Annotated in this window: 23 protein-coding genes and 2 pseudogenes; 10 read left to right on the top strand and 15 right to left on the bottom strand. The window is 38.1% G+C overall.

All coding sequences use genetic code 11. The features are described 5' to 3' along the window. The first annotated feature begins 220 nt into the window (after positions 1 to 220). Positions 221 to 1051 carry a substrate-binding periplasmic protein gene (locus DWX96_RS06295; protein WP_117947171.1) on the top strand — a complete coding sequence of 277 codons (831 nt, stop codon included), beginning with the start codon at positions 221 to 223 and terminating at the stop codon, positions 1049 to 1051. After that, positions 1038 to 3230, top strand: a complete 2193-nt coding sequence (locus DWX96_RS06290) for an ATP-binding protein (protein WP_118057038.1) — start codon at positions 1038 to 1040, stop codon at positions 3228 to 3230. The genes DWX96_RS06295 and DWX96_RS06290 overlap by 14 nt, the downstream gene beginning before the upstream one ends. Positions 3231 to 3326: 96 nt before the next feature. On the opposite strand, the gene DWX96_RS06285 is transcribed toward DWX96_RS06290, so the two are convergent. From DWX96_RS06285 to DWX96_RS06235, 10 genes are all read right to left on the bottom strand, one after another. Further along, complete coding sequence (locus DWX96_RS06285) at positions 3327 to 5348, bottom strand: ABC transporter permease (protein WP_118057037.1); 2022 nt, start codon at positions 5346 to 5348, stop codon at positions 3327 to 3329. Further along, positions 5341 to 6108: an ABC transporter ATP-binding protein gene (locus tag DWX96_RS06280; RefSeq protein WP_118057036.1), complete on the bottom strand. Its 768-nt coding sequence runs from the start codon at positions 6106 to 6108 to the stop codon at positions 5341 to 5343. Before DWX96_RS06280 ends, DWX96_RS06285 begins: the two co-directional genes overlap by 8 nt. A 256-nt stretch (positions 6109 to 6364) precedes the next feature. After that, a complete protein-coding gene (locus tag DWX96_RS06275; protein WP_242988744.1) occupies positions 6365 to 6826 on the bottom strand; it encodes a transcriptional regulator in 462 nt (153 codons plus the stop codon). A 58-nt stretch (positions 6827 to 6884) separates the two neighbouring features. Beyond that, positions 6885 to 8498 carry a recombinase family protein gene (locus tag DWX96_RS06270; protein ID WP_009243663.1) on the bottom strand — a complete coding sequence of 538 codons (1614 nt, stop codon included), beginning with the start codon at positions 8496 to 8498 and terminating at the stop codon, positions 6885 to 6887. A 111-nt stretch (positions 8499 to 8609) separates the two neighbouring features. Beyond that, a complete protein-coding gene (locus tag DWX96_RS06265; protein WP_002303258.1) occupies positions 8610 to 8819 on the bottom strand; it encodes a hypothetical protein in 210 nt (69 codons plus the stop codon). Between the two features lie 986 nt (positions 8820 to 9805). Then, entirely contained in the window at positions 9806 to 11020 is a 1215-nt protein-coding gene (locus tag DWX96_RS06255; RefSeq protein WP_009243662.1) for an XRE family transcriptional regulator, read from the bottom strand. Between the two features lie 399 nt (positions 11021 to 11419). Further along, the gene (locus tag DWX96_RS06250; protein WP_002303421.1) at positions 11420 to 11950 is read right to left on the bottom strand and encodes a dihydrofolate reductase family protein; all 531 of its coding nucleotides are present in this window, start codon (positions 11948 to 11950) and stop codon (positions 11420 to 11422) included. 181 nt (positions 11951 to 12131) lie between these two features. Then, positions 12132 to 12788 (bottom strand): hypothetical protein, encoded by a 657-nt coding sequence (locus DWX96_RS06245; protein WP_002303420.1) that lies wholly within the window; start codon positions 12786 to 12788, stop codon positions 12132 to 12134. 177 nt (positions 12789 to 12965) lie between these two features. Next, positions 12966 to 14261, bottom strand: a complete 1296-nt coding sequence (locus DWX96_RS06240) for a tyrosine-type recombinase/integrase (RefSeq protein ID WP_004843517.1) — start codon at positions 14259 to 14261, stop codon at positions 12966 to 12968. Positions 14262 to 14347: 86 nt separating this feature from the next. Then, positions 14348 to 14977, bottom strand: coding sequence for a helix-turn-helix domain-containing protein (locus tag DWX96_RS06235; protein ID WP_004843518.1), 630 nt, complete (start codon positions 14975 to 14977; stop codon positions 14348 to 14350). A 171-nt stretch (positions 14978 to 15148) separates the two neighbouring features. Here DWX96_RS06235 and DWX96_RS06230 point away from each other — a divergent pair, with 171 nt between their 5' ends. The 8 genes from DWX96_RS06230 to DWX96_RS06190 all read left to right on the top strand — a co-directional run bounded on the left by DWX96_RS06230 (position 15149) and on the right by DWX96_RS06190 (position 22025). Beyond that, positions 15149 to 15379 (top strand): helix-turn-helix domain-containing protein, encoded by a 231-nt coding sequence (locus DWX96_RS06230; RefSeq protein ID WP_004843519.1) that lies wholly within the window; start codon positions 15149 to 15151, stop codon positions 15377 to 15379. Positions 15380 to 15519: 140 nt separating this feature from the next. Next, the gene (locus DWX96_RS06225; protein WP_004843520.1) at positions 15520 to 15834 is read left to right on the top strand and encodes a hypothetical protein; all 315 of its coding nucleotides are present in this window, start codon (positions 15520 to 15522) and stop codon (positions 15832 to 15834) included. 325 nt (positions 15835 to 16159) lie between these two features. Further along, positions 16160 to 17881 carry a MobA/MobL family protein gene (locus DWX96_RS06215; RefSeq protein ID WP_009244916.1) on the top strand — a complete coding sequence of 574 codons (1722 nt, stop codon included), beginning with the start codon at positions 16160 to 16162 and terminating at the stop codon, positions 17879 to 17881. Next, positions 17799 to 18554 (top strand): DUF6040 family protein, encoded by a 756-nt coding sequence (locus DWX96_RS06210; RefSeq protein ID WP_330416229.1) that lies wholly within the window; start codon positions 17799 to 17801, stop codon positions 18552 to 18554. Before DWX96_RS06215 ends, DWX96_RS06210 begins: the two co-directional genes overlap by 83 nt. A gap of 63 nt (positions 18555 to 18617) precedes the next feature. Further along, positions 18618 to 18962: a broad-spectrum bacteriocin mediterrocin MdcF gene (gene mdcF, locus DWX96_RS06205; RefSeq protein WP_005608346.1), complete on the top strand. Its 345-nt coding sequence runs from the start codon at positions 18618 to 18620 to the stop codon at positions 18960 to 18962. A 67-nt stretch (positions 18963 to 19029) separates the two neighbouring features. After that, positions 19030 to 19479 (top strand): hypothetical protein, encoded by a 450-nt coding sequence (locus DWX96_RS06200; RefSeq protein WP_004843525.1) that lies wholly within the window; start codon positions 19030 to 19032, stop codon positions 19477 to 19479. Continuing rightward, a complete protein-coding gene (locus tag DWX96_RS06195; protein WP_004843526.1) occupies positions 19480 to 21420 on the top strand; it encodes a DUF1430 domain-containing protein in 1941 nt (646 codons plus the stop codon). After that, positions 21417 to 22025, top strand: coding sequence for an ATP-binding cassette domain-containing protein (locus tag DWX96_RS06190; RefSeq protein ID WP_004843527.1), 609 nt, complete (start codon positions 21417 to 21419; stop codon positions 22023 to 22025). The genes DWX96_RS06195 and DWX96_RS06190 overlap by 4 nt, the downstream gene beginning before the upstream one ends. A gap of 150 nt (positions 22026 to 22175) precedes the next feature. Here DWX96_RS06190 and DWX96_RS06185 read toward each other — a convergent pair whose 3' ends face one another. The 5 genes and pseudogenes from DWX96_RS06185 to DWX96_RS06165 all read right to left on the bottom strand — a co-directional run bounded on the left by DWX96_RS06185 (position 22176) and on the right by DWX96_RS06165 (position 25604). After that, positions 22176 to 22412 carry a DUF6061 family protein gene (locus tag DWX96_RS06185; protein ID WP_004843528.1) on the bottom strand — a complete coding sequence of 79 codons (237 nt, stop codon included), beginning with the start codon at positions 22410 to 22412 and terminating at the stop codon, positions 22176 to 22178. Between the two features lie 344 nt (positions 22413 to 22756). After that, positions 22757 to 23252, bottom strand: a pseudogene (gene dfrF, locus DWX96_RS06180) (trimethoprim-resistant dihydrofolate reductase DfrF). A gap of 418 nt (positions 23253 to 23670) precedes the next feature. Continuing rightward, positions 23671 to 23793: pseudogene (locus DWX96_RS06175) on the bottom strand (helix-turn-helix domain-containing protein); the annotation flags it as partial. Positions 23794 to 23952: 159 nt separating this feature from the next. Beyond that, positions 23953 to 24936: a sensor histidine kinase gene (locus tag DWX96_RS06170; RefSeq protein ID WP_118057034.1), complete on the bottom strand. Its 984-nt coding sequence runs from the start codon at positions 24934 to 24936 to the stop codon at positions 23953 to 23955. Beyond that, positions 24933 to 25604 carry a response regulator transcription factor gene (locus DWX96_RS06165; protein ID WP_118057033.1) on the bottom strand — a complete coding sequence of 224 codons (672 nt, stop codon included), beginning with the start codon at positions 25602 to 25604 and terminating at the stop codon, positions 24933 to 24935. Before DWX96_RS06165 ends, DWX96_RS06170 begins: the two co-directional genes overlap by 4 nt. Positions 25605 to 25623 lie beyond the last annotated feature (19 nt).

Here is a 25623-nt window from a genome sequence, read left to right as displayed (position 1 = left end):
TTCCCCTCTTCTCTAACATATCCCTTAGCATTTCTACTTGTTTAAACTTTTCAGATATAAATTTACATTTCTATATCAAATATACAATTTTTTTGTCGAAAGTTCAAGTGATTTTCTATTGCAATCTGTTGTAATCTGTTGTAATCTGTTGTATCTGCGTCTTTCTTACTTTATAATAGTAACACAGTAAAAAGATTTTTTTCAGGAGTGACTCTATTATATGAATGGTTCGAAAAAACTACAACAGCTATTGGCTGTTCTCTGTATTTTTACATTTTTATTATGTAGCTGCAGAAAAGCGGAAAATACTCTTTCCACAAAACAGGAAACTTCGCTGCCAACTATTGTAATCGGCAGCGACAATTATCCGCCTTTTAATTATAGCGGAACAGACGGCAGACCAACCGGCATTGATGTGGAACTTGCCACGGAAGCCTTCCACAGAATGGGCTATCAGGCTGAATTTGTCACCATCGACTGGGAAAATAAAAAAGCGCTTCTGCAGGATGGCAGTATCGACTGTGCATGGGGCTGCTTTAGCATGGACGGACGAATGGATGAATACAAATGGGCGGGACCTTATATGATCAGCCAGCAGGTGGTTGCAGTCAGTCCGGACAGCAATATTTACACCCTGCAGGATCTTGCCGGTAAAAACATCGCCGTTCAGGCTACCACGAAACCGGAAGATATTTTTCTCAACCAGACCGACCCCGACATTCCAAAAATTAACGGGCTTTTCGCCATGCAGAATCGTGAGCTGATTTACCCAATGTTAAGCAAAGGTTATGTGGATGCGGTTGCTGCCCATGAAACTTCTATTTTACAATATATGTCTGATTATCATGTGGAATACCGCATTCTGGATAAACCGCTTCTTACTGTCGGACTGGGTGTGGCTTTCTCTCTTGATGATACCAGCGGGCTTAACGAAAAACTGTCTGATACTTTAGAGGAAATGCAAAAAGATGGAACCTCTGAGAAAATCATCGGAAAATACTTAGCACATCCAAGTACTTATCTGGAGGTAGAAAATTATGAAGTCAAATAAGAACAAACCCTTTAGACTGCGTTTTTTCTGGCCTTTTTCAATATTTCTTGGCATCCTGTTCTTCCTTCTGGTATTTTTTACTTCCGCAAACGATGATATCGAATCCACAGAAGAACACCTTGCAGATACGGTTAATTATTTGAAGAAACAATGCTCCACCTACAGCAATTTAAATTTAGCCTCCGAAACCAAGAGCCTGATGCGTATTATTGAATGCTGTCAGCAGGCTGCCCACAATATTTCTACGGATAACTGTCTGCATGGCACAACATCCATGGAAAAAGCTTCCATGGAAGAATTTACAAAAGAGTTTTATATTACCGGCATTATTTTTCTGGATGAAACCGGAACTGTAACCTCTGAATATTGTACTGATTCCATTGGCAGTGCCGGCCTAACCGATACGCTGGAAAAAGAAGTTCTTCTGGATGTTGCCATACATCCGGAAAAAACATACTCTTCCAGAATCGACTGTGAAGATGGCTCTTATATCGACCTGGCAGCGGTAGGACGTACCGATACCTCTGGTATTATTGTAACTTATTACCATACACCACTTGATTATATTGAAAGTTACAGTATCTCTTTTCAGAATTTGCTGTCCGGCTACAGTATCAGCCGTAACAGCACCATTGTCATTACCAGTGGTGATAAAGTGATTGCCTCAAATGAAGAAAAACTCGAAGGAACAGATATTAATGATATTGAAGTACTACAGAATATAAACAAAAAAGCGGTAAGTGGACAGATGGCTCATGTTCATAATACAGTCTCCTCACCAAAGCATGTCTTTGGTATGTTAGATCAGGGACAGAATTATTATATCTACGTCTATCTGCCTGAGCATGCAGTTTTTGAAACGACTCCGCGAAAAGTATTTTATTATATGTTTAGTTATATCTGCCTTCTTCTGATTTTCCAGATGCTGCGCTGGAGGACTGACCAGAGCTACCAGAAAGCCCAGTTGAAGAAGGATAAACTCTATCAGGAATCACTAAAGGAGGCTGCCCAAAAGGCAGAAAGTGCCAACCTTGCCAAGACCGAATTTTTGCAGCGGATGAGTCACGATATCCGGACGCCGATTAACGGAATCCGTGGTATGGTGGAAATTGCCGGACATTATAAAGATAACCCTGTCAAACAGCAGGAATGTCTCGAAAAAATCCAGGAGTCTTCTGGTCTGCTGTTAGAACTTGTAAATGAAGTTCTTGATATGGGAAAACTGGAATCAGGCGAAATTGTCTTAGAATCCCGCCCGTTCCATGTTCTACACCTGGTCCATGATATCACCACCATCATAGAAAAGCAGGCTGCGGAACGTGGCATCGAAATTATTTCCGGAGTTCCTTCTGTCCAGCATCCCTGTCTCATCGGAAGTCCTATTCATATCAAGCGGCTTCTTATGAATATTGTAAGCAATGCAGTAAAATATAATAAGGAAAATGGAAAAGTCATTCTAAGTTGTCATGAAGTACGTTTCACGGAAGATACTGCCTGGATTGAATTTACCTGCTCTGATACCGGAATCGGCATGAGCAAAGAATTTCAGGAGCATTTATTTGAACCTTTTACTCAGGAAAACCATAATGCCCGTTCTACTTACAACGGTACCGGACTTGGCATGGCAATTGTAAAGAATCTTTTGGATAAAATGGGCGGAACCATTGATTTTTCCAGCGAAAAGGATATTGGCACCACTTACCGGATTACGATTCCTTTTTGTATCGACCATAATGCCGCTTCCACTTCTGAAGCGGAAACTTCCGATGAAGAAATCTCTCTTTCCGGCTATCATATTCTTCTGGCAGAAGATAATTCTCTTAATCTTGAGATTGCGGAATTTATTCTGACGGATGCTGGTGCAACGGTTACTGAAGCCCACAATGGAAAGGAAGCCCTGACCTTATTTGAAGCCTCCTCTCCGCAGGAATACGATCTGATTCTGATGGATGTCATGATGCCAGTTATGGATGGCTACCAGGCTACGAAAGCCATCCGTTCCCTGGACCGTGCAGATGCCGCAACCATTCCGATTCTTGCCATGACTGCCAATGCTTTTGCAGAAGACCGGCAGAAGACTTTTTCTGCAGGAATGAATGAACATCTCACCAAACCGCTGGATACAGAACTTCTTTTAAAAACAATTGCTAAATACACACCTCGGAAGAAGCTCCTATGACGCCATAGTGCAGCGGGAACTTTCTCTTCTTTGCCAGACAACCGTAAGAAACTGCCGGCAGCAGATTCTTACGGTTATTTGATATTATTAGAGTCTCTACCCAATCTGATGCCCAACAATTCGATAATAGGTTCTTGAGGTCATCTTGTATACCAGAAGATAAATAACTGTAAATACTGCAATCGTACCAAGGAGACAGTACGCAAACAGTCTTCCATTATTCAGATTCATCACTGCCAGTATCATCCGGATCATTGGAAACGCTGCCAGCACATGTAGCGCAGCGGTAACAATCGGTAGTAAAAATACCATCCGGATCTGTGCACTGATGGTCTTTTTTACTTCCGCATTGCTCATTCCTACTTTTTCCATAATGGCAAATCGCTCTTTATCCTCATACCCTTCCGAAATCTGCTTATAAAAGATAATAAGTACGGTAATCATCAAAAACAGGATTCCAAGGAAAATGCCAAGGAACAGAAAGCCACCATACATCTGCCGGAAGGAATCTTCATTTTCTGCCCTGTTTTCTATCATAATATAATATTTACCGTCATGCCCTTCCTCCATGCCGGATGCACCAATTGCCGCAGATACTGCATTTCCACAGGCAATTTTTTCTTCCTTGTTTCCATCGATGTCGATATACAGAGAATAATAATAGCTGCTGGCATTTTTCCCATAAATTTCTTTCTGTGCTTCATACAACGGTGCCATATCTTCTACGCTGTTTACTACCATATAATAGACCTGATTATCCATCCAATGTCCATTTTCAGAAGAAAAATGCTGTTTCTGTAAAATAGGATAAGTATAATCTCCAACCGTAATCGTATCTTTATCATAGCCATCACTGGTTACCAACACCACTTCGTGATCCGAAAGCTCCGGAACCCTTACATTATAAGCTTCCTCATAATCTTCCCTTGTAATCATGCGGAGCATAATAATATCAGAACTATAATCGCCCTCATCATCATGTTTTCGAATTACAAGATTTCCATCTTCTGATATGCAGGAAAATGTCAGCGTCATCATGCCCTGTTCTTCTTTTATACTGCGGTTCTCCTGCTGGATGGTGCGGTTCACTAACTCCCGCAACGTATCACCTTCTGTAATCGGATTTTCACTGATAATGGATACTCCGATATCTCCCTGATAACGGGTTGCCAGTTCATCATCCAGTCCGGCATACATACTTACCGTTGAAGAAATTACCACCAGTACCATCGTGGATAAAATACAGATGCTTGCCAGTCCTGCTGCATTCTGTTTCATCCGGTAAATAAGACCAGAGACTGCCACAAAATGTTTCTTTTTATAATAATAACTTTTTCTCTTTCTTAAGAACTTAAGCACTGCAATGCTGCCTGCCATAAATATAAAATAGGTTCCGATAATTACAAGTATTACCGCTACAAAGAACAGAAGCACTGCAGTTACCGGATTATCTACTGTAATTGCCATATAGTAGCCTGCTGCAAGTGTTACAATTCCAACTATTGCCATCAGCTTTTTCGTCTTCGGCTCCCGCTCGCCCTGGCTGCTTCCATGCAGCAGTTCCACCGGTTTGGCAAGCTGTATCTGAAACAGATTATATATAAAGGTCAGCATAAAAATACCGGCAAACAAAAGGATGGTACTTACAACGCCACTTTCTGATACATAAAAAACAATTTCTGCATGGTATCCAATCATGGCGTACAATAACATACACATCAGTTTACTAAAAGCAATTCCTGCAACAAGTCCGCCACCGATAGCAACCACTGCCGAAAAAAACGTCTCCAGAAAAATTACTTTTGCCAGATGCCTTTTCTCCATTCCAAGAATGTTATAAATACCAAGCTCCTTTTTTCTCCGCTTCATAATAAAGCTGTTGGTGTAAAACAGGAATATCACAGAGAAAAATCCAATGATAACTGCGCCCAGTCTCAACACAAGCTTTACATCCACGGCACCAAATGGCAGTTCGTCCAGTCCCGGATTGTAATTCAGATACAACATGGTATAAAAGAATGCCACCGTCAGCATCCCGGTCAACAGATACGGCAGGTAAAACTGTCTGTTGTGCTTTATATTATTTACTGCCAGTTTTCCATATAACCCCTTATTCATGTTTCTCACCACCTGTCGTAAGCATCGTCAGTGTATCTGAAATCTTTGCATACAATTCCTCACTGGTTAAATTACCACGGTAAATCTGGTGGAATACTTCCCCATCTTTAATAAACAATACTCTTCTTGCATGGCTTGCAGCCTTAGTGCTATGTGTTACCATAAGAATTGTCTGCCCCCGCTCATTAATCTTATTAAATAATGTCAATAAATCTTCCGTTGCTTTGGAGTCCAGTGCTCCAGTAGGCTCATCTGCCAGTACCAGCTCCGGCTTGATTATCAAGGCTCTTGCTACCGCCGCACGCTGTTTCTGTCCGCCAGATACTTCATAAGGATATTTTCCAAGAATATCAAGAATTCCAAGCTGCGCCGCAATCGGTGTTATGCGCCGCTCCATCTCTTTATAATCCACACCGGATAACACCAGCGGAAGAACGATATTATCTTTTAATGAAAAATTATCCAAAAGATTAAAGTCCTGAAATACAAATCCAAGATTTTCTCTCCGGAATGCGGAAATCTCTTTTTCCCGGATATCCACAATGTTCTTGCCATTTAATATGACCTGTCCACCGGTCGGCTTATCCAGTGCTGCCAGAATGTTTAAAAGCGTGGTCTTTCCGGAACCGGATTCTCCCATGATTGCTACATATTCCCCTTCTTCCACAGAAAAGTTAAGACTTTTTAATGCCTCTACCTGATTTCCCCCCAGACGGGTTGTATAAACTTTTTTCAGATTATTTACTTCTAAGATTGCCATTGTTTTCTCCTCACTTTATTGCTCTGTCATCTTTTCCATTATCATAGCAAAAAAGGAAAATGTCAGCCATGGATTGTGCTTACATTTTCCTTTTATCTCTTACATTTTTGTAAGGTTGAAATTATATTTTCTAGCTTTTTTATTGTACCATAATTATATTCCACATTTTTCAGGTGATAAATTTGCTAATATTTACATTTTTTAGGACATAATTTTGTATATCACTTATCTCTACTTCACATGCTGTGCATCCATCTTATTTTGTCAACACTTTTCTGCAATACTTACGTGCACCACATCGTGGACAGGTCAGTTTTCTTTTTCGGATAGTATGTGGTCCCATAATATAATCCTTCATCTCTGGCACAAATCTGCCATGACATTCCGGACATTCATACGCTCCTGCATCACAGTCAAGAACGCAGGCAATCGCAATACCCATTATAATTACTGCCGTACCTAACACAATTAAAAGAATCCTCAACCAGTTTTCCATTACAAGAGCTCCTGACACCACAAATAATGGTGTTGCTGCAACAATTACTAACATTGCCACCATTGCTGATAAAATTATTTTTTTCTTACTTTCCTGTGCTTCTTTTACTAAATTCACCATATTTTCTTCCGCCTTTCTACGATAATCTTCTTCAGAAACTCTTTCTCCGGATAAAAGCTCATTTACAGTAATATCCAGTTCCCCACACAAAGGTAATAGCAACGACACCTCCGGAAAACCATTTCCGGTTTCCCTTAGTTAAAAATATTACTCTTGTTGATTACTCAACTTTTCCGATAAATCGGTAATATATCTCAATTTCCTGTATTCTTTCGTTATCCTCATTCGTTGTTGCTTCATGTATGAGGATTTTTTCTATCATGGCATTTAATAATGGTGCTGTCAGTTCCTTTGGTACGGAATATTCCTTGATTAACTCAATCCACTTTTCAGCACCTATCATATCCTGTTCCATTTTACTTAGTTCTTCTCTTAGGCTTGTTATCTGCTGTTCCAGTTCTATCTGTTCTTTTTGGTACTTGCTGGACAACATCACAAAATTTCGCTCTGTTATCTTCTCACAGGCTCTATCTTCATACATTTTCGCAAATAAACGGTCAATCTCATTTTGTCTGTTCTCGGCTTTCTTCAATGTACTTGCCTTTTTCTTCTTTTCCCGTATTCGCTCTGCATTGCCGACTTTCTGTATCTTGTTCAATACCTTTTCTTCGTCCTGCTGTACTGCCTTAGCCCAATACTGCAAGCGTTCCAATACGGCTTGATACAGCACATCATAACGAATGTAGTGCATAGAACAATTACCTTTGCCAAACTGCCCGTAGTAACTGCAAGCATAATAACTGTAAGGCGTTTTATTTGCCTTATTCGTTCCAAATCTCATAGACCAGCCACAATCCGCACACTTGACAAGCCCTGCAAAAATCGGCGTTGCCTTTTCCTTTGTCTGTCTGCGTCTTGATTTTATCTGCTCCTGCACACGATAGAACACTTCCTTGTCAATAATCGGCTCGTGAGTGTTTTCTACTCGAAACCATTCACTTTCGGGTTTACGCACTTTCTTTTTACTCTTGAACGATACCGTAGACTGCATATTGTGAACACTGTTTCCGATATAAACCTCACTTTTCAATATCGCCTTGACATGAGCAATCGTCCACTCATAACGCTTACTTTCGGGTTTTCCCTCAAAGATATGTGCAAAAGTACCGTATCTTGTAAAATTTAGCCATGACGCTGTCGGAACTTTTTCTGCTCTTAACTGCTTTGTGATTTTTGCACTTCCGTAACCTTGATAGGCTAGGGAAAAGATTTTTTCAATAATCCATTTTGTTTCATCATCAATCAACAGTTTTCCTTTGATGTCAGGGTGTTTCTTATATCCTAACGGAGCATAAGCACTGTAATGAGCCCCCTCCGCAAACTTTGTCTTAAATGCTGATTTGACTTTACGGCTTGTATCTCTTGCCACCCATTCATTGATGATGTTCTTAAATGGTGCAATCTCACTTTCGCCTTTTTCGCTGTCTACACCGTCATCAATCGCTATGTAGCGGACATTATGACTAGGGAAATACAATTCTGTATATTGTCCTGTCATAATATAATTTCTGCCAAGACGGGAAAGGTCTTTCGTTACAACACAGTTGATTTTTCCTGCCTCTATATCCTCAATCATTCTTTGAAAACTCGGTCTGTCAAAATTTGTTCCCGACCAGCCGTCATCAATATATTCATCAATGACATTCAAATGATGTTCTTTTGCATATAAACGCAACATACTTCTCTGTGTGGTAATGCTGGAACTTTCGCCCTGTAATTCATCATCTCGGCTTAACCTAAGATAAAGTGCAGTATTGTAAATCTGTTGTTTCATTGTCAGTTATCCTCCTTTATAACTAACCCGTGTTTACAATACCTGCTTGCAAGTAAAGTATAACACGGGTACTTTTTGTCATTCAATCTATTTCTTACAACTGCACTGATTTTATGCGATTGTCTGCTTTGCTTTTTCCAGCATGACATCAGTTAGAAGTTCTTCCATTGTTTTGCCCTTTTCGGAAAAATGCTCTTTTACTACAATCTTTGTCTTTCCTCTGTTGCCAATGCCACACTTGCCATTTTTCTTTTGAATTGTTTTTACAGCATTATCAATAACACATACCCCCTTTCTGTAAAATCTTTCTAAGCAATTCAACGGCTTTTGTCATAGCCCACAGGAGTTCCACCTCTGCATAGTTCTTATGTAGCCGTACCCATTGCGTGCGACGCTCTGAACGCTCAAGCTGTGGCTGTACGGGAGTATCATTATCTGACAGTACAGGTCATGGCGATAAAAGAGGACAAATCTTTTATAAGAACACAAATAGGTTTTCGCTCGCTCTTGCAGGGGAAAGGTCGTGGCGTATTTGTTTCAACGGCTCGCTGTCTGTCAAACGTATTGAATTGCTTTATTCAGTTGTCAAAGAACAAGAAAGAAGAAAATCATCTTTCCTATATACCGCGTTGGAAAAGAGGGGAAACGTAACCAAAATCCAAAACTTTTTCCGTTATTAGTACAAATGGAACGGTTCATTTTGGCAATCAACGGTTGATTTTCTCCTTTTTCACTACTATCTGTACAGCAAACGTCCATTTGCTAAGTTGAAATGGAAAAATTTTAACTTCTTTTCTTGCACCATATAGGGATAGACATTGTCATTTTGCTAAGTTAATGACGAAAAAAGATTATTTTTCTTTTCACACCCTAACTACCCAAACCATACCGTTACTGCCAACAATAGAATGAAATATTTTCTTTGCACCATATAGGGAACGGAAACCTTAAATTGTTAAGTTTAGAATAAAGTATTTTCCTCTTTTCACATCAACACTCAACTGCTAATGCCTGTTTGAATACAAAATGATGATGCTTTTCTTCTTTTCATAGAACACTGTCCACTAATCACGAATTTCCGTCATTTTTTCAAAACTTTTTTCTTCTTTCACTTCATATAGGGACAGCAAGCCCCGATTTAATGACCTATTTTCAAAAAAAGTTTAGATTTCCTTTTCTCGCACCATATCTGTACGCAAGTAGCCGTTTTGTTGCAGATTTAATAAAAAATTTATTTTTCTTCTTTCACTTCACATAGGGAATGAAAACAGCTCTTTGCTGACTAAATCTGAAATTTTTCAATTACATTAAAAAATACCGTCATTCTCTTGTGGAACAGCGGTATCTATACGTTCTTCTATGGTTGATTTCTCTAATTGTAATAAATGTTTATGCTTGTCTTTAAGTTCTGCCTGCTCAATCATATCTTTCAGTATCGTTGTATGATTTTCTCTGTCTAATGCCTGTACCATTTTTATTGTTGGTGCAACTTGTCTTTGTAGCCAATGCAACGCTTTTTGTAAAGTGTAAGGCTCTGGCTTTGTGGTTAAGCGTATCGGCTCTCTGTTTTCCCCTACAAACCATGCCCAATCATCATTTGTTATCCATTGACTTTTTGGCTTGTCGTCCTCTCTGTCAACAAAGCGGACATAATGATTGATGATAGAAAAAGCGGTGCGTTCAGCGTCCCGATAGGTCAGTAAATCTACAACCGCATAATAGGCTCGTTCATTCTTCATGCGTATTTCAAAACGGTTCTTAATCTCCGTATCTTCAATTTCTGTGCCATTCTTGACATACTGCTCATAATTTTTCTGATAAGCACACATATATAATTCGCTACTTGTTGAACCGAGATATAAGGTTTCTCCTGTATTCTTTGGTAAATCGCTACCGCATTTTTCTGTACCGCTGTAATCTTTCTGCATACGAAAATAGGAAACACATTCGCCAGCCTTGTATTTTTCCTTTAACTTTGGAATATCCAATATTCCTGCTCGGTCATTGATAGCCAAATCAAGCCGTTTCATCACACCACCAGCCGTCATACAATCCAGCATGAAGTCATACCATGAGCGTTCCTGTGCCAGCAGATAACATTCCATTTGCCGACAGCCTTTGCCTTTCAGTTCCAATAAAACACCTAAATGCTCCTGCATGGAACACATGATATTGATGTCGCCAAGTACATATTTGCTTTCATATCCGTATTTTCCATAATCTTCATAAAGCATATAATCAGATTTCAGTTGTAATACATCACGGATAATCGCCAATGCGTCCGTAGTAGGAAAGCGGACACGAAAGTAATCAATCAATAAGAATAGTGGTTCTTGCGGATTGAAACGCTCAATCTGTTTTTCTATGACTTCTCTTAATTCGTCATTCAATGGCTGTTTCCCTTTTTCAATGCGGTTGTAATATTCACGGCTGATACCACAGGCAACAGCAAGCCTTGTTTGTGTTACTCCGTATTCCTCACGCTTTTGTCTTAGTTCTTCAATAAAGTTTTTATCATTCATTCTAAAATTCCTCCAATCAAAAAAGCAACTACCGTATTTGATAATTGCCTATACTTAAATTTCTGCAAAAGAAAAAGACAATCAATTTCTCGTTTGAAATCAACTGTCTTTCCTATGTCTTGTTCAATTTTCCCAAGTGATAATGGCATAATTTATATCACACCATGTAAAATGCAGTTTCGCCTTGTAAATACAGCGTTTTCCGCTTGTTAATGTATATTGACTCTTGTTTTTTGTGCCCCCCTTGTTAGATAACGGGGGCTTTGAACGGCTCGCAAGCTCGCCGAACCGCCGAAGCGAACCGCCCCCTTGCAAGCATGGCGGAAAAATCTTAAGGATTTTCCCGCCAACGTGGTCGGATCGCTCCGTCGGTTTAACAGCTTTTCTGTTTCTCTCTAGTTATCTACGCATATAAATCAAATCGGTTATTCCGTTATAAGTCTGTGTTTTACAAAGCCTTAACTTTATTTCCCTGTCTATGTTGCCCAAAAGACGAACCCCATTTCCTAACAGAGTAGGAATAACAGAAATGTAATATTTATCAATCATATTTTTGCTTACCAACTGCTGAACAAGATTTGCTCCGCCACAAATCCAAATATCCTTTCCTGCTTCTTGTTTTAGCCGTTCCAATAATAAAACAGGATTTTCACTTGTAAAATGAATTTGTTGGGAAGAATTGCACTCTTTATGTGTTAATACATAAGTTGTAAATTTATTATATACCCATTCTTGCGGAGAAAGTTCAGTAACAACCTGATGAGAAGTATTCCACCCCATTAAGACAGTATCTATATCTTTGGTAAATTCTGTATAAGTGTCGATGTTTTCATTGTCATTTCCATGACCATTTAGCCAAGCTACTCCACCATTACCGTCCGCAATATATCCGTCAAGGCTCATGGCAATAAATAAAACTACTTTTCTCATTTTTTCTCTTTTATAAATACAAACAGGAATTTATTTCTCTTTTTTACTCATAAGGGAACAACTGATTGCTACAAATAAACCCATTAAAATCCATGGAAATGCTGCTCTTATAAAATCACTAACCATACTTTATTCCTCCTTAAATTCCAATTTCCTTAGTTCTACAAACTGAAATTTTTGCCTATGAATGTATCTTGTTCTTTATACGCAAACAGGCTTCTGTGTGCATAATCCAATGTCTTGAAAACGGCATTTGAATTAGTCCACAAATATCTTTATTACACCAATAATCAATCAGCCAAATTGCTTTTTCATTGTCGTTTACTACATTCAACGATTCTAAGTATCCTTTTCTTTCTTTCGGTATTTTTCTTTTCAATTCATCATAAGATAACCGTTCAAGCATTTTCTCAGTGCTTTCCCATACTTCGAAAATATATAAATATAATTCTTCCAGATTAAGCTGTTTTGAAAAGTCTGCAATCTGCTGTTTCATGAGTTCATTTCCTGTTGTAATGATAGGTGAATTGATACGCTCTTGATAATTGCCTGCAAAAAATACTTGTTCATCTTCATTTATCACTGTATGCACAACTATATCTTCAATGCGGAAAATATGCCAAATAGAATAAGCAATCGTCTTACTATGATAACCATCAGCGTTTATGAAGGGGATTGAGTTAAAATCTTCTCTGCATAATTCTTCTTTGAAAGATACTAAGGTTTGTATTAACTGACTTCGTAAAGTAAGTAAAGTATCAATACCCCTCTTATAAGTATCTTTCTTTTTTATTTGTGCCTGCATTGTTTTATTAAGTTCAGACCATTCCTTATTCATATTCAATCCTCTCTCAAATTCTGATTTTATCGCCCCATACAAACTGGAATTTATATAATTATCTCTCTAACTTTCCCTATTTTATAGGCTTTCCCGCATGTCCATTAGTGAAATGATATGTAGTTTCCCTTATTTTTGCCCTTATGAGATAATCACAAGGGAAATAAGGGAAATTTTTTAGTCATTGCCCACCACTTTATCAAGAAGCCGAACCGATTTTCGTTTCGCATCTCTTGTGGAGTGAGCATAGACGTTCATTGTGGTACTGACATCTGAGTGTCCCAACAATTCCTGCACATCTTTTGGGGCTGCTCCATTTGCTAAAAGGTTGCTTGTATAGGTGTGACGTAACTGGTGGAAATGAAAGCCTTCAAATCCCTCTAATGTTTTTGCCACCTTTCTGCATACCGTTCCCAAAGTAGTCGGAAGTTCCAGGCAACCATCCGGTCTTAAGCAAACAAAAGAAATTTCTTTATAATCTGCTGGGACTTCCTCTGTTCTGTCTAAGCAGTAATATTCGTAGTACACTCTGTTTTTCTCTTTGACCTCTTTGTAGTAGTTCGTGTGATAAAGTTCTCCGTACTGCATTCGATTTTTTAACTGCTCTTTCCGGGCATTACGGAAAATCTCTACCAGTGTATCTCCAAAATCAACAACCCTTACTTTTTTCCGCTTGGTTGGTCCGATGATATATTTGCGCTTTGAGCCATCATATCGGATGCTGCGTCTTATGGTAAGGCATTGTTCTTCCAGATTTACGTCCTGCCATGCCAAACCGCAGGCTTCTCCAATACGAAGCCCGGCATAATAGGCTATCTGGATTGGAAGTATTGCGGCTGGGTTCTTTTTTTGCAGATAAGCAAGCAATCTTTCATAATCTTCTCGTGAAATTGGTTGGACATTTCCGTCCATATCCTCATCGGAAAACAAATCCACTTCATCCGTCTGATACCGCAGTTTAATATACTGCATGGGATTGAACGTAATATACTGCTTTGGAAATACTGCAAAACGGAAGGACTGCTGCATGACTGCGGAAAAAGAATGGATATAATCTTTGCTGTAACCCTTTCTCTCTTTTCCGTCGGGATGAACTCCCCCGAAGGAAAGCAAATCAAAGAAGGATTGCAAATGTTCAGAGGTTACATTTTTCAGTTTCCGTTCTGCCAATGGGTGTTTCTTGATATTTCGGATTGTTCCGAGGTAATTCTCCACCGTACCATTGCTGAGCGTACCTGTTTTTAATTCCTCCTCTGCCCACACATCCAAAAGCTGTCCGACTGTGAGATTTTCCGCTTTGGCAACAAATTTCTTTTTCTCATAATCATCCATTGCCTGACGGAGCAGCTTTTCAGTTTCACTTTTGCTTTCTGTTCCAACGCATTCTTTCTGAACAAGATTGCCGCTTGCGTCCTCTACATAGAAGCGGTAGTACCATTTCTTTCCTTTTTTTCTTACAGATCCTTTTGCCATAATCGTATGTCTCCTTTCGATATTAGACAATCGGAACTGATGAAATGCTTCGTGCGTGTAAGTATATCATAACTCCGGTTGTCTTACTATACCGATTCGGAATCTTCGTATAAGACTTCTGATAAAAGATTTGCAAGCCTTTGTTCTGCTGCTTTTGGTTTCTTGGAATAGAGCCTTACAACGTCTGCCATCTCATTAAAAGCATTGATGGTGTGAGTGATTTCCCTTAAGAACATAATCTCATTATATTCCTCATTCGATTCAAACCCTATTGTTTTGGCAATATCCGTCTGACCAGCATTTCCCTTGAAGTTTTTGCAGGCGAACTGGAAGGAATCCAAAAACAGACCATATTGTTTTAACATCAGCAGTAATAAATCTTTTGAAAAAGCATCTTCTTCTTTGGTAAGGGCAAGCGGTAACTGTTCCAGAATATCTCCCATCGCATCACGAATCTGTAACTCTCTCTTATCCGTAATGTCGGTTTCATATTCATCTGTTTCCCCTTTGAGCCATTCCACAGATACATGGAGTGCTTCCGAAAGACCTTCCAGCACCATTTTTTTCGTATTGTCAATCGAACCATTCTCATAACGCAGGATTGTAGAAGCGGTAACACCCATCTTTTCTGCGACATAAGGCTGTGTCAGATTCAATTCCAGACGGCGCTGTTTTACTCTGCTGCCTATCAGCTTGCGTAGTTCTTTATCTTTCATGCTGACTGCCTCCTTTTTCGGTATGTATGAATTATAGCATTGTTTTTCTATAATTGCAATATGCAATATAATATTTGTTTTTAATATTTCGTAACGCTTGACAAAAAGATGTGAAAAGGATATACTTACATCACAAGAATTGCATAATGCAATTTATAAGGAGGTGATTATATGACGCAAAGAAAAATTGCATTATCCATCGAAGAAGCTGCTGACTATACGGGAATCGGCAGAAATACCTTAAGACAGCTTGTAGAATGGAAGAAACTTCCAGTATTAAAGGTTGGTCGCAAAGTCCTGATTAAAACCGATATTCTGGAAATGTTTATGGAAGCTAATGAAGGTCGTGATTTGAGGGATAGAGGAAATGTAAAAGCCGTAACAAGAACTGCGGCAAATTAAAAAGGCGGCTTCCCAAGAAACCGCCAAAGGTTCTATCAGACCGAAGCCATGATATACCTACACGCAAGAAGATTATACCATGTGCTTCTTCTGATACGCAACCGAGAACTTATGTTTGTAAAAGAAAGGGGAATGTAATCATGGCAAAATCAACAAAAAGTTATGAAGAACGAATGCTTGAAATGGAAAAGAAGGAACAGGAAAGCCTTGAAAAAGCAAAACGATATGCAGTACAGAAGAAAGAACTTCTGAAACGAAAGAAAGCCGAAGAAAGTAAAAAACGAACCCATAGGCTCTGTCAGGTTGGCGGTGCGGTGGAATCCGTTCTCGGTGCGCCTATTGAGGAAGAGGACATCCCAAAGCTGATTGGTTTTCTGAAAAAGCAGGAAGCCAATGGGAAATTTTTTTCAAAGGCAATGCAGAAAGAAACAAATACCGATATGGAGGAAGTGTAATGGCGGGGGATGAGTTTTTCATTCCCTTCATTGCTTTTTCATGAAGGGCGCACTTATGGACAACCAGAGGTCGTCCCAATAAGTTTGCCACAAGTGGCAACCGGTCTTCGCTCACGCTTGCCGGGCTCGTTCCGTCGGCGGGGCTTTCAGCCAGACCTGCTCATGCCGCAGGAGGCACTCTTCGCCAGAGAGGCGCATTCCATGCAGGCTGCTATGCGCAGGGCACTCTTACGCAGAGGGCGTTCCGGCAATACTGCTTTTTCTAAAACTGAAAGCAATGTTGCCGGAAATCTATGCCGGATGTGCAGAAAGGAGGAATCCAGACATGGCGATTTTTCATTACACAGTCAAAATAGTCGGACGAAGTAAAGGGAAATCTGTTATCTCCGCTTCCGCATATCTCAATGGGGATGTGATGAAAAACGAGGAAACCGGGAGAATCAGTTATTACACTTCTAAAAAAGAAGTGGTCTACACCAGTCTGATGATGTGCGAAAACGCACCTCCTGAATGGCAGATAGTACCAGAAGAAAATATAAAACGCTTTCAAAAATCTGTCCGATACAAAAGGTCAGAAGATAAAGAAGCTGCTTTAGAAAAATTTAAAATCACATTTCAGAAACAACGGTTATGGAATGAGGTATTGAAGATTGAAAAAAGTGCAGATGCCCAACTTGGCAGGTCATTTGAATTTGCCCTCCCAAAAGAATGGAGCAGACAGGAACAGATTCAATATACAGCCGACTATATCAAAAAAACATTTGTGGATAAGGGAATGTGTGCTGATTGGAGTATCCACGACAAAGGGGATGGCAATCCTCATGTCCATCTGCTTCTGACAATGCGCCCTTTTAACCCGGATCATTCTTGGGGGAAGAAAGAAGTCAAAGATTGGGGTTTTGTCAGAGATAAAAGCGGAAATATCGTGATTGATGAATCCCATCCGAACTGGTGGCAGGATAAGAAAAACCCTGACCGTCATGGAATCCGTATCCCTGTATTAGATGAAAACGGAATCCAGAAGATTGGTGCAAGAAACCGCCTGCAATGGAAACGGGTACTGACCGATGCTACGGGATGGAACAATCCAAAAAACTGTGAACTGTGGCGGAGCGAGTGGGCAAAGGTGTGTAATGAACATCTGCCTTTGCATAATCAGGTCGATCACCGTTCTTATGAAAAGCAGGGAAAACTCCAGATTCCTACCATCCATGAAGGTGCTGACGCAAGAAAGATTGAACAGAAGTTTCTTGCCGGGCAGGAAATAAAAGGTTCGTGGAAAGTAGCGGAAAATCAAATCATAAAACAACAAAACACGTTATTGCAAAAGATACTGGACACCTTTGGGAAAGTATCTGGTGCATTATCATTATGGAAGGAGCGATTAAATGACATTAGAAGAAAGCCGGGAAATTATACCCTTAATGGAATCTATGATTGGGCAAATCGAAGAACAGCAGACCTTAATGGCAGAAATGCTTCTGGAAATGCAGAACCGGGACACCCAACTCTCTCTTATGCAGGAACAGAATCAGAAATTGCAAAAATTAAACAGCGAGTTATCCGAGCTGCTCAACATTTTGCCAAATACCGAGGAACTGCTTTCCAAGATGGAAGAACAGAAAACGAAGATAGAACTTTTGGAAAACGAAAATCAGCAATGGCAGATATTGGCACAGAAGCTGAACAGCGAAAACAGTTTATTACTGAAACAGAACACCGAATTGCTGAACTGGAACAGCAGGTAGAGAAAGGACGTGATATAGATGAACGAATCCAGAGAATTAAAGAACGCCGAACAGTTGGAAGAACTTCTGCTCTTGACCGAGGAGATACAAGAAGAGTTGGAACAGAAAGACCAGCTTATCGTGGAACTGAAGACGCAGCTCAACGAATCTCTGACCTTGAACGAGAAATTAAACAAAGAGAACAGAGCCGGGAATATTCAAGCATTAAAGAACGACTTGAAGCTGGCAGACAGAGCATTGCGGAGCGAGAAAGAGAAGCTGCGAAGCGCAAACGTCACGATAGAGGAATGTCAAGATAAAATACGATGCTTAACACAACAACGGGATTATGCCCGGACACATCAGAAAATCGTAGAGATACCGGTAGAAAAGCCGGTACTCTATAAAAAATGCGAAGCCTGTGACCGGACAGCCTATCAGAATGCAAAAGCAAGATACGAAACACAAAAAGAGCAACTTGCAGGACAATATAAAGCAAAAACGGTAATGTTCCAAACAACCTTGTTCCTTCTTGCATGGTATTCGCTGACAACCACTCTTTTTCAGGCAGTACAGTCAGATGTGTTCCTTTCCGATTGCAAATCATTCTTCCATGATGCAGCATCATTCATACAAACTTTTATTGGTTGGACGATTGATGCCGGGCAATCTGTGGCACAAATCAGCACAAAAATTCCAAATGAGATTATACCCGGAATCATATATTGGTTATTGCTGATATTGGTTGTGGGAATATGTGTGGCAGGGACAGGAATACTGGCGATACTGATAGAAATAAAGGTTATAGAATTATATAAGAAAAACTGTTGGGATGTTATTACCCTACTGATGATACTGACAAGTGCGGCTGTCATCATTTATTTTGGAGAAGTAATTAAAAAAGCATTATCAATAAATCTGTTGTTCTTTTGGTTAATTTTACAAGGAATATATCTTACAATTCGACGCTATATAAGTCAAGATACTGATTGACTAGATACAAAATATTTGATAAAATATAAATAGAAATACAGCAGATCAAAGTAGGTAAAACTTATGAGAGCAAAGAAAGTGATTGTAGGGGTAGCTATTAGTGCAATGTTAATTTCTTCATCAATTCCAGTAATGGCATTTTCTGTTACAAACGGGAATAAGACATTTGATAAAAAGTGGGAATTGAGCACTACATCTGATGGCGGAAAAGGTGTTTTGACTTATGGTTATAATACTCTTGCTATTAATGAAGATTATGCACACGCATATCATTCAACTAAAGATCATTACGCATATGTCAAAAATGGAAATGGTTCTTTTTCGGGTTCAAATGTTGGTAAAGGTAATTGGTCTAAAATTGAGGTTGCTCATAAAGGAAATAGTATTACCTACGGTAATAGCTACTAAACAAAGGTTCGGGATAATGGCTGAGTGGTTGGAATTCCAACCACTCTTTTTTGTGGAGTGTATATAAATGAAGAAAAAAATAAAATATATAGGAATTGTTTTGGTTATTTTGTTCTGTTGCTATAATTTATTTTGGTACTTCGGGAGTTATAAACCATATAACGAATTTCAGAAAGACTTCCCTGAAATAGAAGAATCTGGAGTAAAAATTTACACAGATAAAGATGGATTCCAGTATAGTGTGTCTGTCCCTGATTATTTGCTTTGGAATGGAAATCTTGCGATAGCTGAGTCAGATGTTCGATATGCACTAATTATTTGGATAAAACCATTTCACCAAGGAATAAGTCAAGGCGTGCTATTTAATGACTATAAGGATTTGAATACTCAAATTATGTTGTCAAGTAGCAAAAAAGCTGAAGATCAAGAAGATCAATGGATTGTTGATGAAAATAGCACAATATTGACTACGATATTTGAAAAAGCAAATAAAGTATGGAATCTGGGGTTGAAATAAATGAAAGCAATTAAAAACTTATGTTTGTTTTGTTTCCTGATTTTTGGAATACTTATGCAATCTGAAATATTTCAAGATCAGCTTTGGAACTTTTCTACAGCATATTTTACGTCATCACGCTATGAAGTTGCTAGTGAAGATATGTCGCAGTTTCTGAAAGATGTATCAGAAACTGCAACGGAGAATGATGTACATATTTTTTCTCAGTACAATGAAATCAATAATAAATACCTTTCAACACTTCATATTTATGGCGATGATAAAGTAATCAGACAAACATTAAAAAATACTGCAAACATAGAAGAATCAGAATATACCGCTTTAGTTTCCGGAATTACGAAAGTAAAATTTCATAATCTCTCAGAATTGCAAAGTACCTCTGTGGGTTATGAAAACTTTATCTCATACATAGGAAATGAGGACAATATTATCTCTGCATATCAGAAATTATCAGAAAAATATAGCTTAACTTATCCAGAATATTGGAATTCTACGGAAAAGGACATGATTTTTATTATATGGGGTATGATTATTGCATTGATGATTGTTCTAAATGTAATTGAAGTGGTTAGGCGAAAAAAAGAGGTTGTTGTACGAGTTTCCTTAGGAGAAAGTGCTGGTTTCATAGCATTTAAGGCTGCTTTATTCGATGTAACTTTTGACATTGCATTATTTATTGTTGCAAAAATATTGCTGTCAAATTATATATCGGGAGCATATGAGAATAGACTCGTCACAATTTTATATTCCATTGGAATTATTCTTTCCACTATTCCATATTGTTCTTTTTGCTTTTTTGATATTAGAAAGGCATTCGCAAATGCAACACACAAAAGAGGAGTGGATTTTTTAATTTATTCGTTAAAATTTATAGCAGGGGTAGCCGCTGTTTTTACAATTATCACTAATATTAGTAGTATTCATAATAACCTATTTACAAATGAACATTTGTTAGAAGAATATTATGATGCAAATTATTTTACCGTAAAGACTACTGATTTTAATGCTGAAAAAGAAGAAGCTTTTTGGAATAAACTATACAAGAATGAATATAACACATTAAAGCCTGTAATATGCTTGAATATTTTAAATGATAAAAATGATGTGATATATGTAAATAATCATGCAAAAGATATGTTACAAGGTTTTACGAAGCAGATAAATGCAGTAGAGAATGAATCTTCTGATTTGATTATTTTCATTCCAAAGAATAGATATTTTGCTAAAAACAAGCAATTAGCCTATGACTCCTTGAGCCATGTTTTAAATCATGATAATTTACAACAATTAAATATTCAGTACATAGAGTATAGCGAAACAGAATACTTTTCCTATTTAGATACAAGTAGAATAAATGGTATCGAAAAAAGCAAAAATCCGATAATTATTTATCAGGCAAACAAAGATTTAGCAGTCAATGGTGGGTATCTTGAAAGCTATAAAGCAGGAGCAGTTTTATTTCAATGTGATGAAAAACAGCTAAGAAATATCAGCAAAAAGTATGAAGATATGCTTGGAAATTATCAGCTAGTAATTACAAACGTACATGAACAGTATTTATATAATCACACATTTTTAATAAAACTCGTGGGATTTTTAAGTTCTCTTTGTACGATTGTATTGCTTTTAAATATTATGATTATTGTTACCGTAAGTAGACTAGAGTTCCGAGAAAATGCAATGAAAATTTCCTTGATGAAAATCTTTGGATATAGTTTATTTGAACGGCACAAAACACTTCTTAAAATGATTGTAGTGGAAAATTTTGTGATATTAGTAGGTATGCTTATCTATTCTTTATTATCGGTACAGACTGAAGTAGGAATTAGCATTCTTGTTAGTTCATTTATGGCACTAATAGAATTTACAATTATTTTCTTTAATATCACAATTGTTGAAAAAACAAACATACCGAAATCATTAAAAGGAGGTTGCTTATGATAATAATTGAAAATCTATGCAAAGCATATAATGATAAAATTTTGTTCAAAAATTTTCATTTGGAAATTCCAGATAGCAGTTTTTTGGTAATTAGTGGCGAAAGTGGATGCGGAAAAAGTACTTTACTTAATATGATTGGAGGTATTGAAACTCCTGACAAAGGTTCTATTATTGTGAATGGTTTTGATGTGACAAAAAAAGGAAAAAAGCAGAAATATTTCAAAGAAGTTGTTGGATTTTTATTTCAAAATTTTGCCCTTTTGGAAAACAAAACAGTAAAAGAAAATCTAGAAATAATAAAAAAATCAGGTAGAACGGATATTTTAATAAATGAAGCTCTTGAAAAAGTTGGTTTACAGAAAGTAATTAACAAAAAAGTCTATCAATTATCTGGTGGCGAACAGCAGAGAGTTGCGTTAGCTCGTTTAATGCTAAAGAAATGTTCGATTGTATTAGCAGACGAACCAACTGGTTCCTTAGACAAAAAAAATAGTGAGATTGTTATGAATATATTGCATGAGTTAAGTGAACAGGGAAAAACAGTTATTGTTGTAACTCATAGTGAAGAAATTGTAGCACAAGAAAAGCATGTTCTATATTTATAATACCCATAATAGAAGAATATGTTCTTTCGGGAGACACCTCCTCTAAGAACATATTCTTTTGGTTAAAATTGATTATAAAGATACTTTTACTTCAGTATATTCGCTATATTGATGGGATATATATTTGCATATTATTTATATGGATAAGAATTATAACTCTAGTGAGTCTTCTGCATCTACCCACATCTGTAAATTACCCTCAAGATATAATCTTGCATATTCCAAAGGCTCATCCACAGCCAATGAAGTAAGCGCACATTCTGATCCGTATGTGGTTTTTAGATTTTTTTCAGCTTTCCAGCAATCAATGCGAAGCATATATCCGGCACTTGTGTAAACATCAATACTATCGTGATTTATGTTGTATTCTGCATAAATTGTTCTCATCGTATCTTATCTCCATTTTCTTTTAATAATCAGTTATAGAGTTAAATATCGAAAACATTTCAATCAGTTCACCATGTCGTTATTGTTATACTGTGTTATGAAATTTTCTTTCCCTTATTTTTTCCCATATTAAGGTTCATGAAAACCAATGTGAGAATATAACACAAGGGAAAGAGTAAGGGAAAGCTCACTTGCTACAAACTTAGTATTTTCAAGGGTTTGCGAAGAATTTGATAATTAAATATAACAGTTATTAAATTTCCTAAAATATGTGAAATATCAACTGGAATTTGTCTTACAACAATTTATATATGCATAAAAAGCAATATATTTATGAAAACACCCTAAATCCAAAATTTACTCAATTCATTTTTTCCTTACATAAAATGTTCTCGTATATTTCACTTCCTCACCAAGTGTTTCCCCTATCAAAACTTCAAAATCATTGATATCAAATTCTGGAAAGAATGTATCTCCATCTTCAATATTTAAATCTACTTCTGTGATATACATTTTATCTACTATTTGCAAAGCTTCCTTAAATAGTCCATATCCACCAGATATGTATACATCTCGTCCTTTAGCCAATAATAATGCATCTTCTAATGATTTAACTGAAACTAAATTATCTCCTTGATACTCTGTTGTGGTGGAAACAACAATATTCATTCTATTAGGCAACGGATGACCGATTTCTTCATAAGACTTTCGCCCCATAATAACCACATTACCCGTTGTTAACTCTCTAAATTGCTTTTGTTCTCCCTTTATTTTCCATGGTATATTACCATTCTTGCCTATAACATTATTCTTTGACCTCGCAACAATCAAACCTATCATCTATTTCATCCTCCATAATATGATGTCGTACCTGTGATTCCATCAAGTGCACCACATCTTAACAAACTCAAAATTATCTCGAACTAACCAGCTCGACAAATTCCTTTTTTGTCTTCATCTGCATTATATCATATTGTTATAAGCATTGCCATTTCTTTTCTGCTTTTGAAAAGTTACTTATCAGCCTATGTTTTGTAAAGGGTGATATTCAGCATTTCTCACGCAACAAGCCCTTGACAAACCATAGACTAATAAGTTTTAAGGTAATCAAGCAGAAATGAAATAGTCTGCTGTTTCACGGCAACAAAAAAGAGATACCAACACACTTATGTAGTATCTCTTAGTCTAGTAGCAATATTCTTTTGTTTGCAAGCAGGTAAACATGGGCTGTTTCTTAATATCTTTTTGTTTGGGAAACACCACATTCCCACTTAGAAATCGTTTTATCACTAATTCCTAATTTCTCAGATAACTGCTTCTGGGTATAACCCTTTCTTTTTCTTTCTTCTGCAATAAATTTTCCAATTATTATCTGATCCATCTGCTTTCCTCCTTTCTGCTTTGATTATCTGGTAATTTCATTTTTAAGTACACCCACGGGACGTAGAAAATGGTGAATTTATGCGGATTCCACGCTCCGTAGATACTGTTTTAAGAAAACTTTAACTTACTTTTGAAAAAAAAATGGAAGCTTCCCCTCCTACCGTATTTCAAGATGTACCTTCGTTCCCACTCCAATCTCCGACTCAATCGTAATTTCATGGGACAGCTTGCGCATAATTTTCCGGCAGAGATACAGTCCGATTCCTGTGGAGCGCTTATCTGCATGACCGTTATAACCGGTATAGCCTTTTTCAAAAATCCTTGGCAAATCCTCCGGTGCGATACCGATTCCGGTATCTTCGATAACCAGCTCTTTTGTCTCTTGCTCCGATTCTTCCTCTAAATAAACAGAAATGGTTCCACCGGCAGTATATTTGATGGCATTGGATAAAACCTGTTCTATGACAAACTCCAGCCATTTTTCATCAGTAAGCACCTGTGCATCAATCGGACTTAATTCCAATTTAATCTTCTTTCGCACAAATAACCTTGCATACTTATGAATTGCCTCCCGCACTACTTTATCCAACGAAACTTCACCAATTACAAAATCCGTACTTTTCGCGGACAGTCTGGAAAACTGCAATGCCATTTCCACATACTGCTCAATAGAGAAAAGCTCTTCCCACATTTCCTGGCTCCGCTCATCCTCTTCCTCTGCCAGCAGCAGGCGCAGTGCTGCAATCGGTGTCTTGATCTGATGCACCCACATGGTAAAATATTCTGCCTGCTCCACCTGCCCGTTTTCCAGCTCATTAATCTGCTGCTGCAGGGTGATATATAAAGAGCGAAGCAATTCCTGATAATCCGTTTCCATCTGTCCCCGTGGCAATGACAGCTTATCCATTGTCACTGCAATTTCAGAAGTCTGCTTTTCCAGTTTCTTATGATGCAGATAACGCCTTGTAAAGTCTATCATTACTACCAGTAAATACAGAAAGAAGCACAAAAATGCTGCATATCCCCATTGTGCCAGCGGCACCTGCTCAAATCCGATTACAAAGCACAGGATTCCAAAGCAGGCAAGCACTAACAACAGCCATTTCAGATTTTCCTTCAGATAATTTTTGACAAATCTCATTTCAGCCGATACCCGATTCCCTTCTTCGTAAGAATAAAATCCTCCAGACCTGCATCCGCAAGTTTCCTTCTAAGGCGGTTTACATTTACGGAAAGTGTATTCTCATCCACAAAGCAGTCACTTTCCCAGAGCTTTGTCATCAGCGTATCTCTTGAGACTACCTTTTCCTTATTTTCCATCAGTGTCTTTAGAATCCGCAGTTCATTCCTGGTAAGTTCCACTTTCTTATCCTGATAAGTAAGGACTGCTTCCGCCACCTGAAGCATCACTCCGTGATAGGTCAGCATTTCTCCGGTCTCCGTAAAATCATAGGTGCGCCGCAGCATCGCCTGTACTTTTACCGTTAGGACACTTAAGTCAAAAGGCTTTGCAATAAAATCATCTGCCCCCATGTTTACTGCCATGACAATATTCATATTATCCGCAGCCGAAGAGAGAAAGATAATCGGCACCTTAGAAATTTTGCGGATTTCACTGCACCAGTAATATCCATTGTAGAAAGGCAGACCGATGTCCATCAGCACAAGCTGCGGTGCAAACTCCGCAAATTCTTTTGTAACTGCTGAAAAATCTTTTGTGCACTGCACTTCATATTCCCAGTTTTCTAAATGCTTCTTAATACTTCTGGCTATAATTGTATCATCTTCCACAAGATAAATCCGGTACATTTTCCCCCTGCCTCTCCGT

Origin of the sequence: Roseburia sp. AF22-2LB, from assembly GCF_003461125.1 — a bacterium.
Lineage (GTDB): Bacteria > Bacillota > Clostridia > Lachnospirales > Lachnospiraceae > Roseburia_C > Roseburia_C amylophila.
This window is presented reverse-complemented; position numbering and strand designations above follow the sequence as displayed.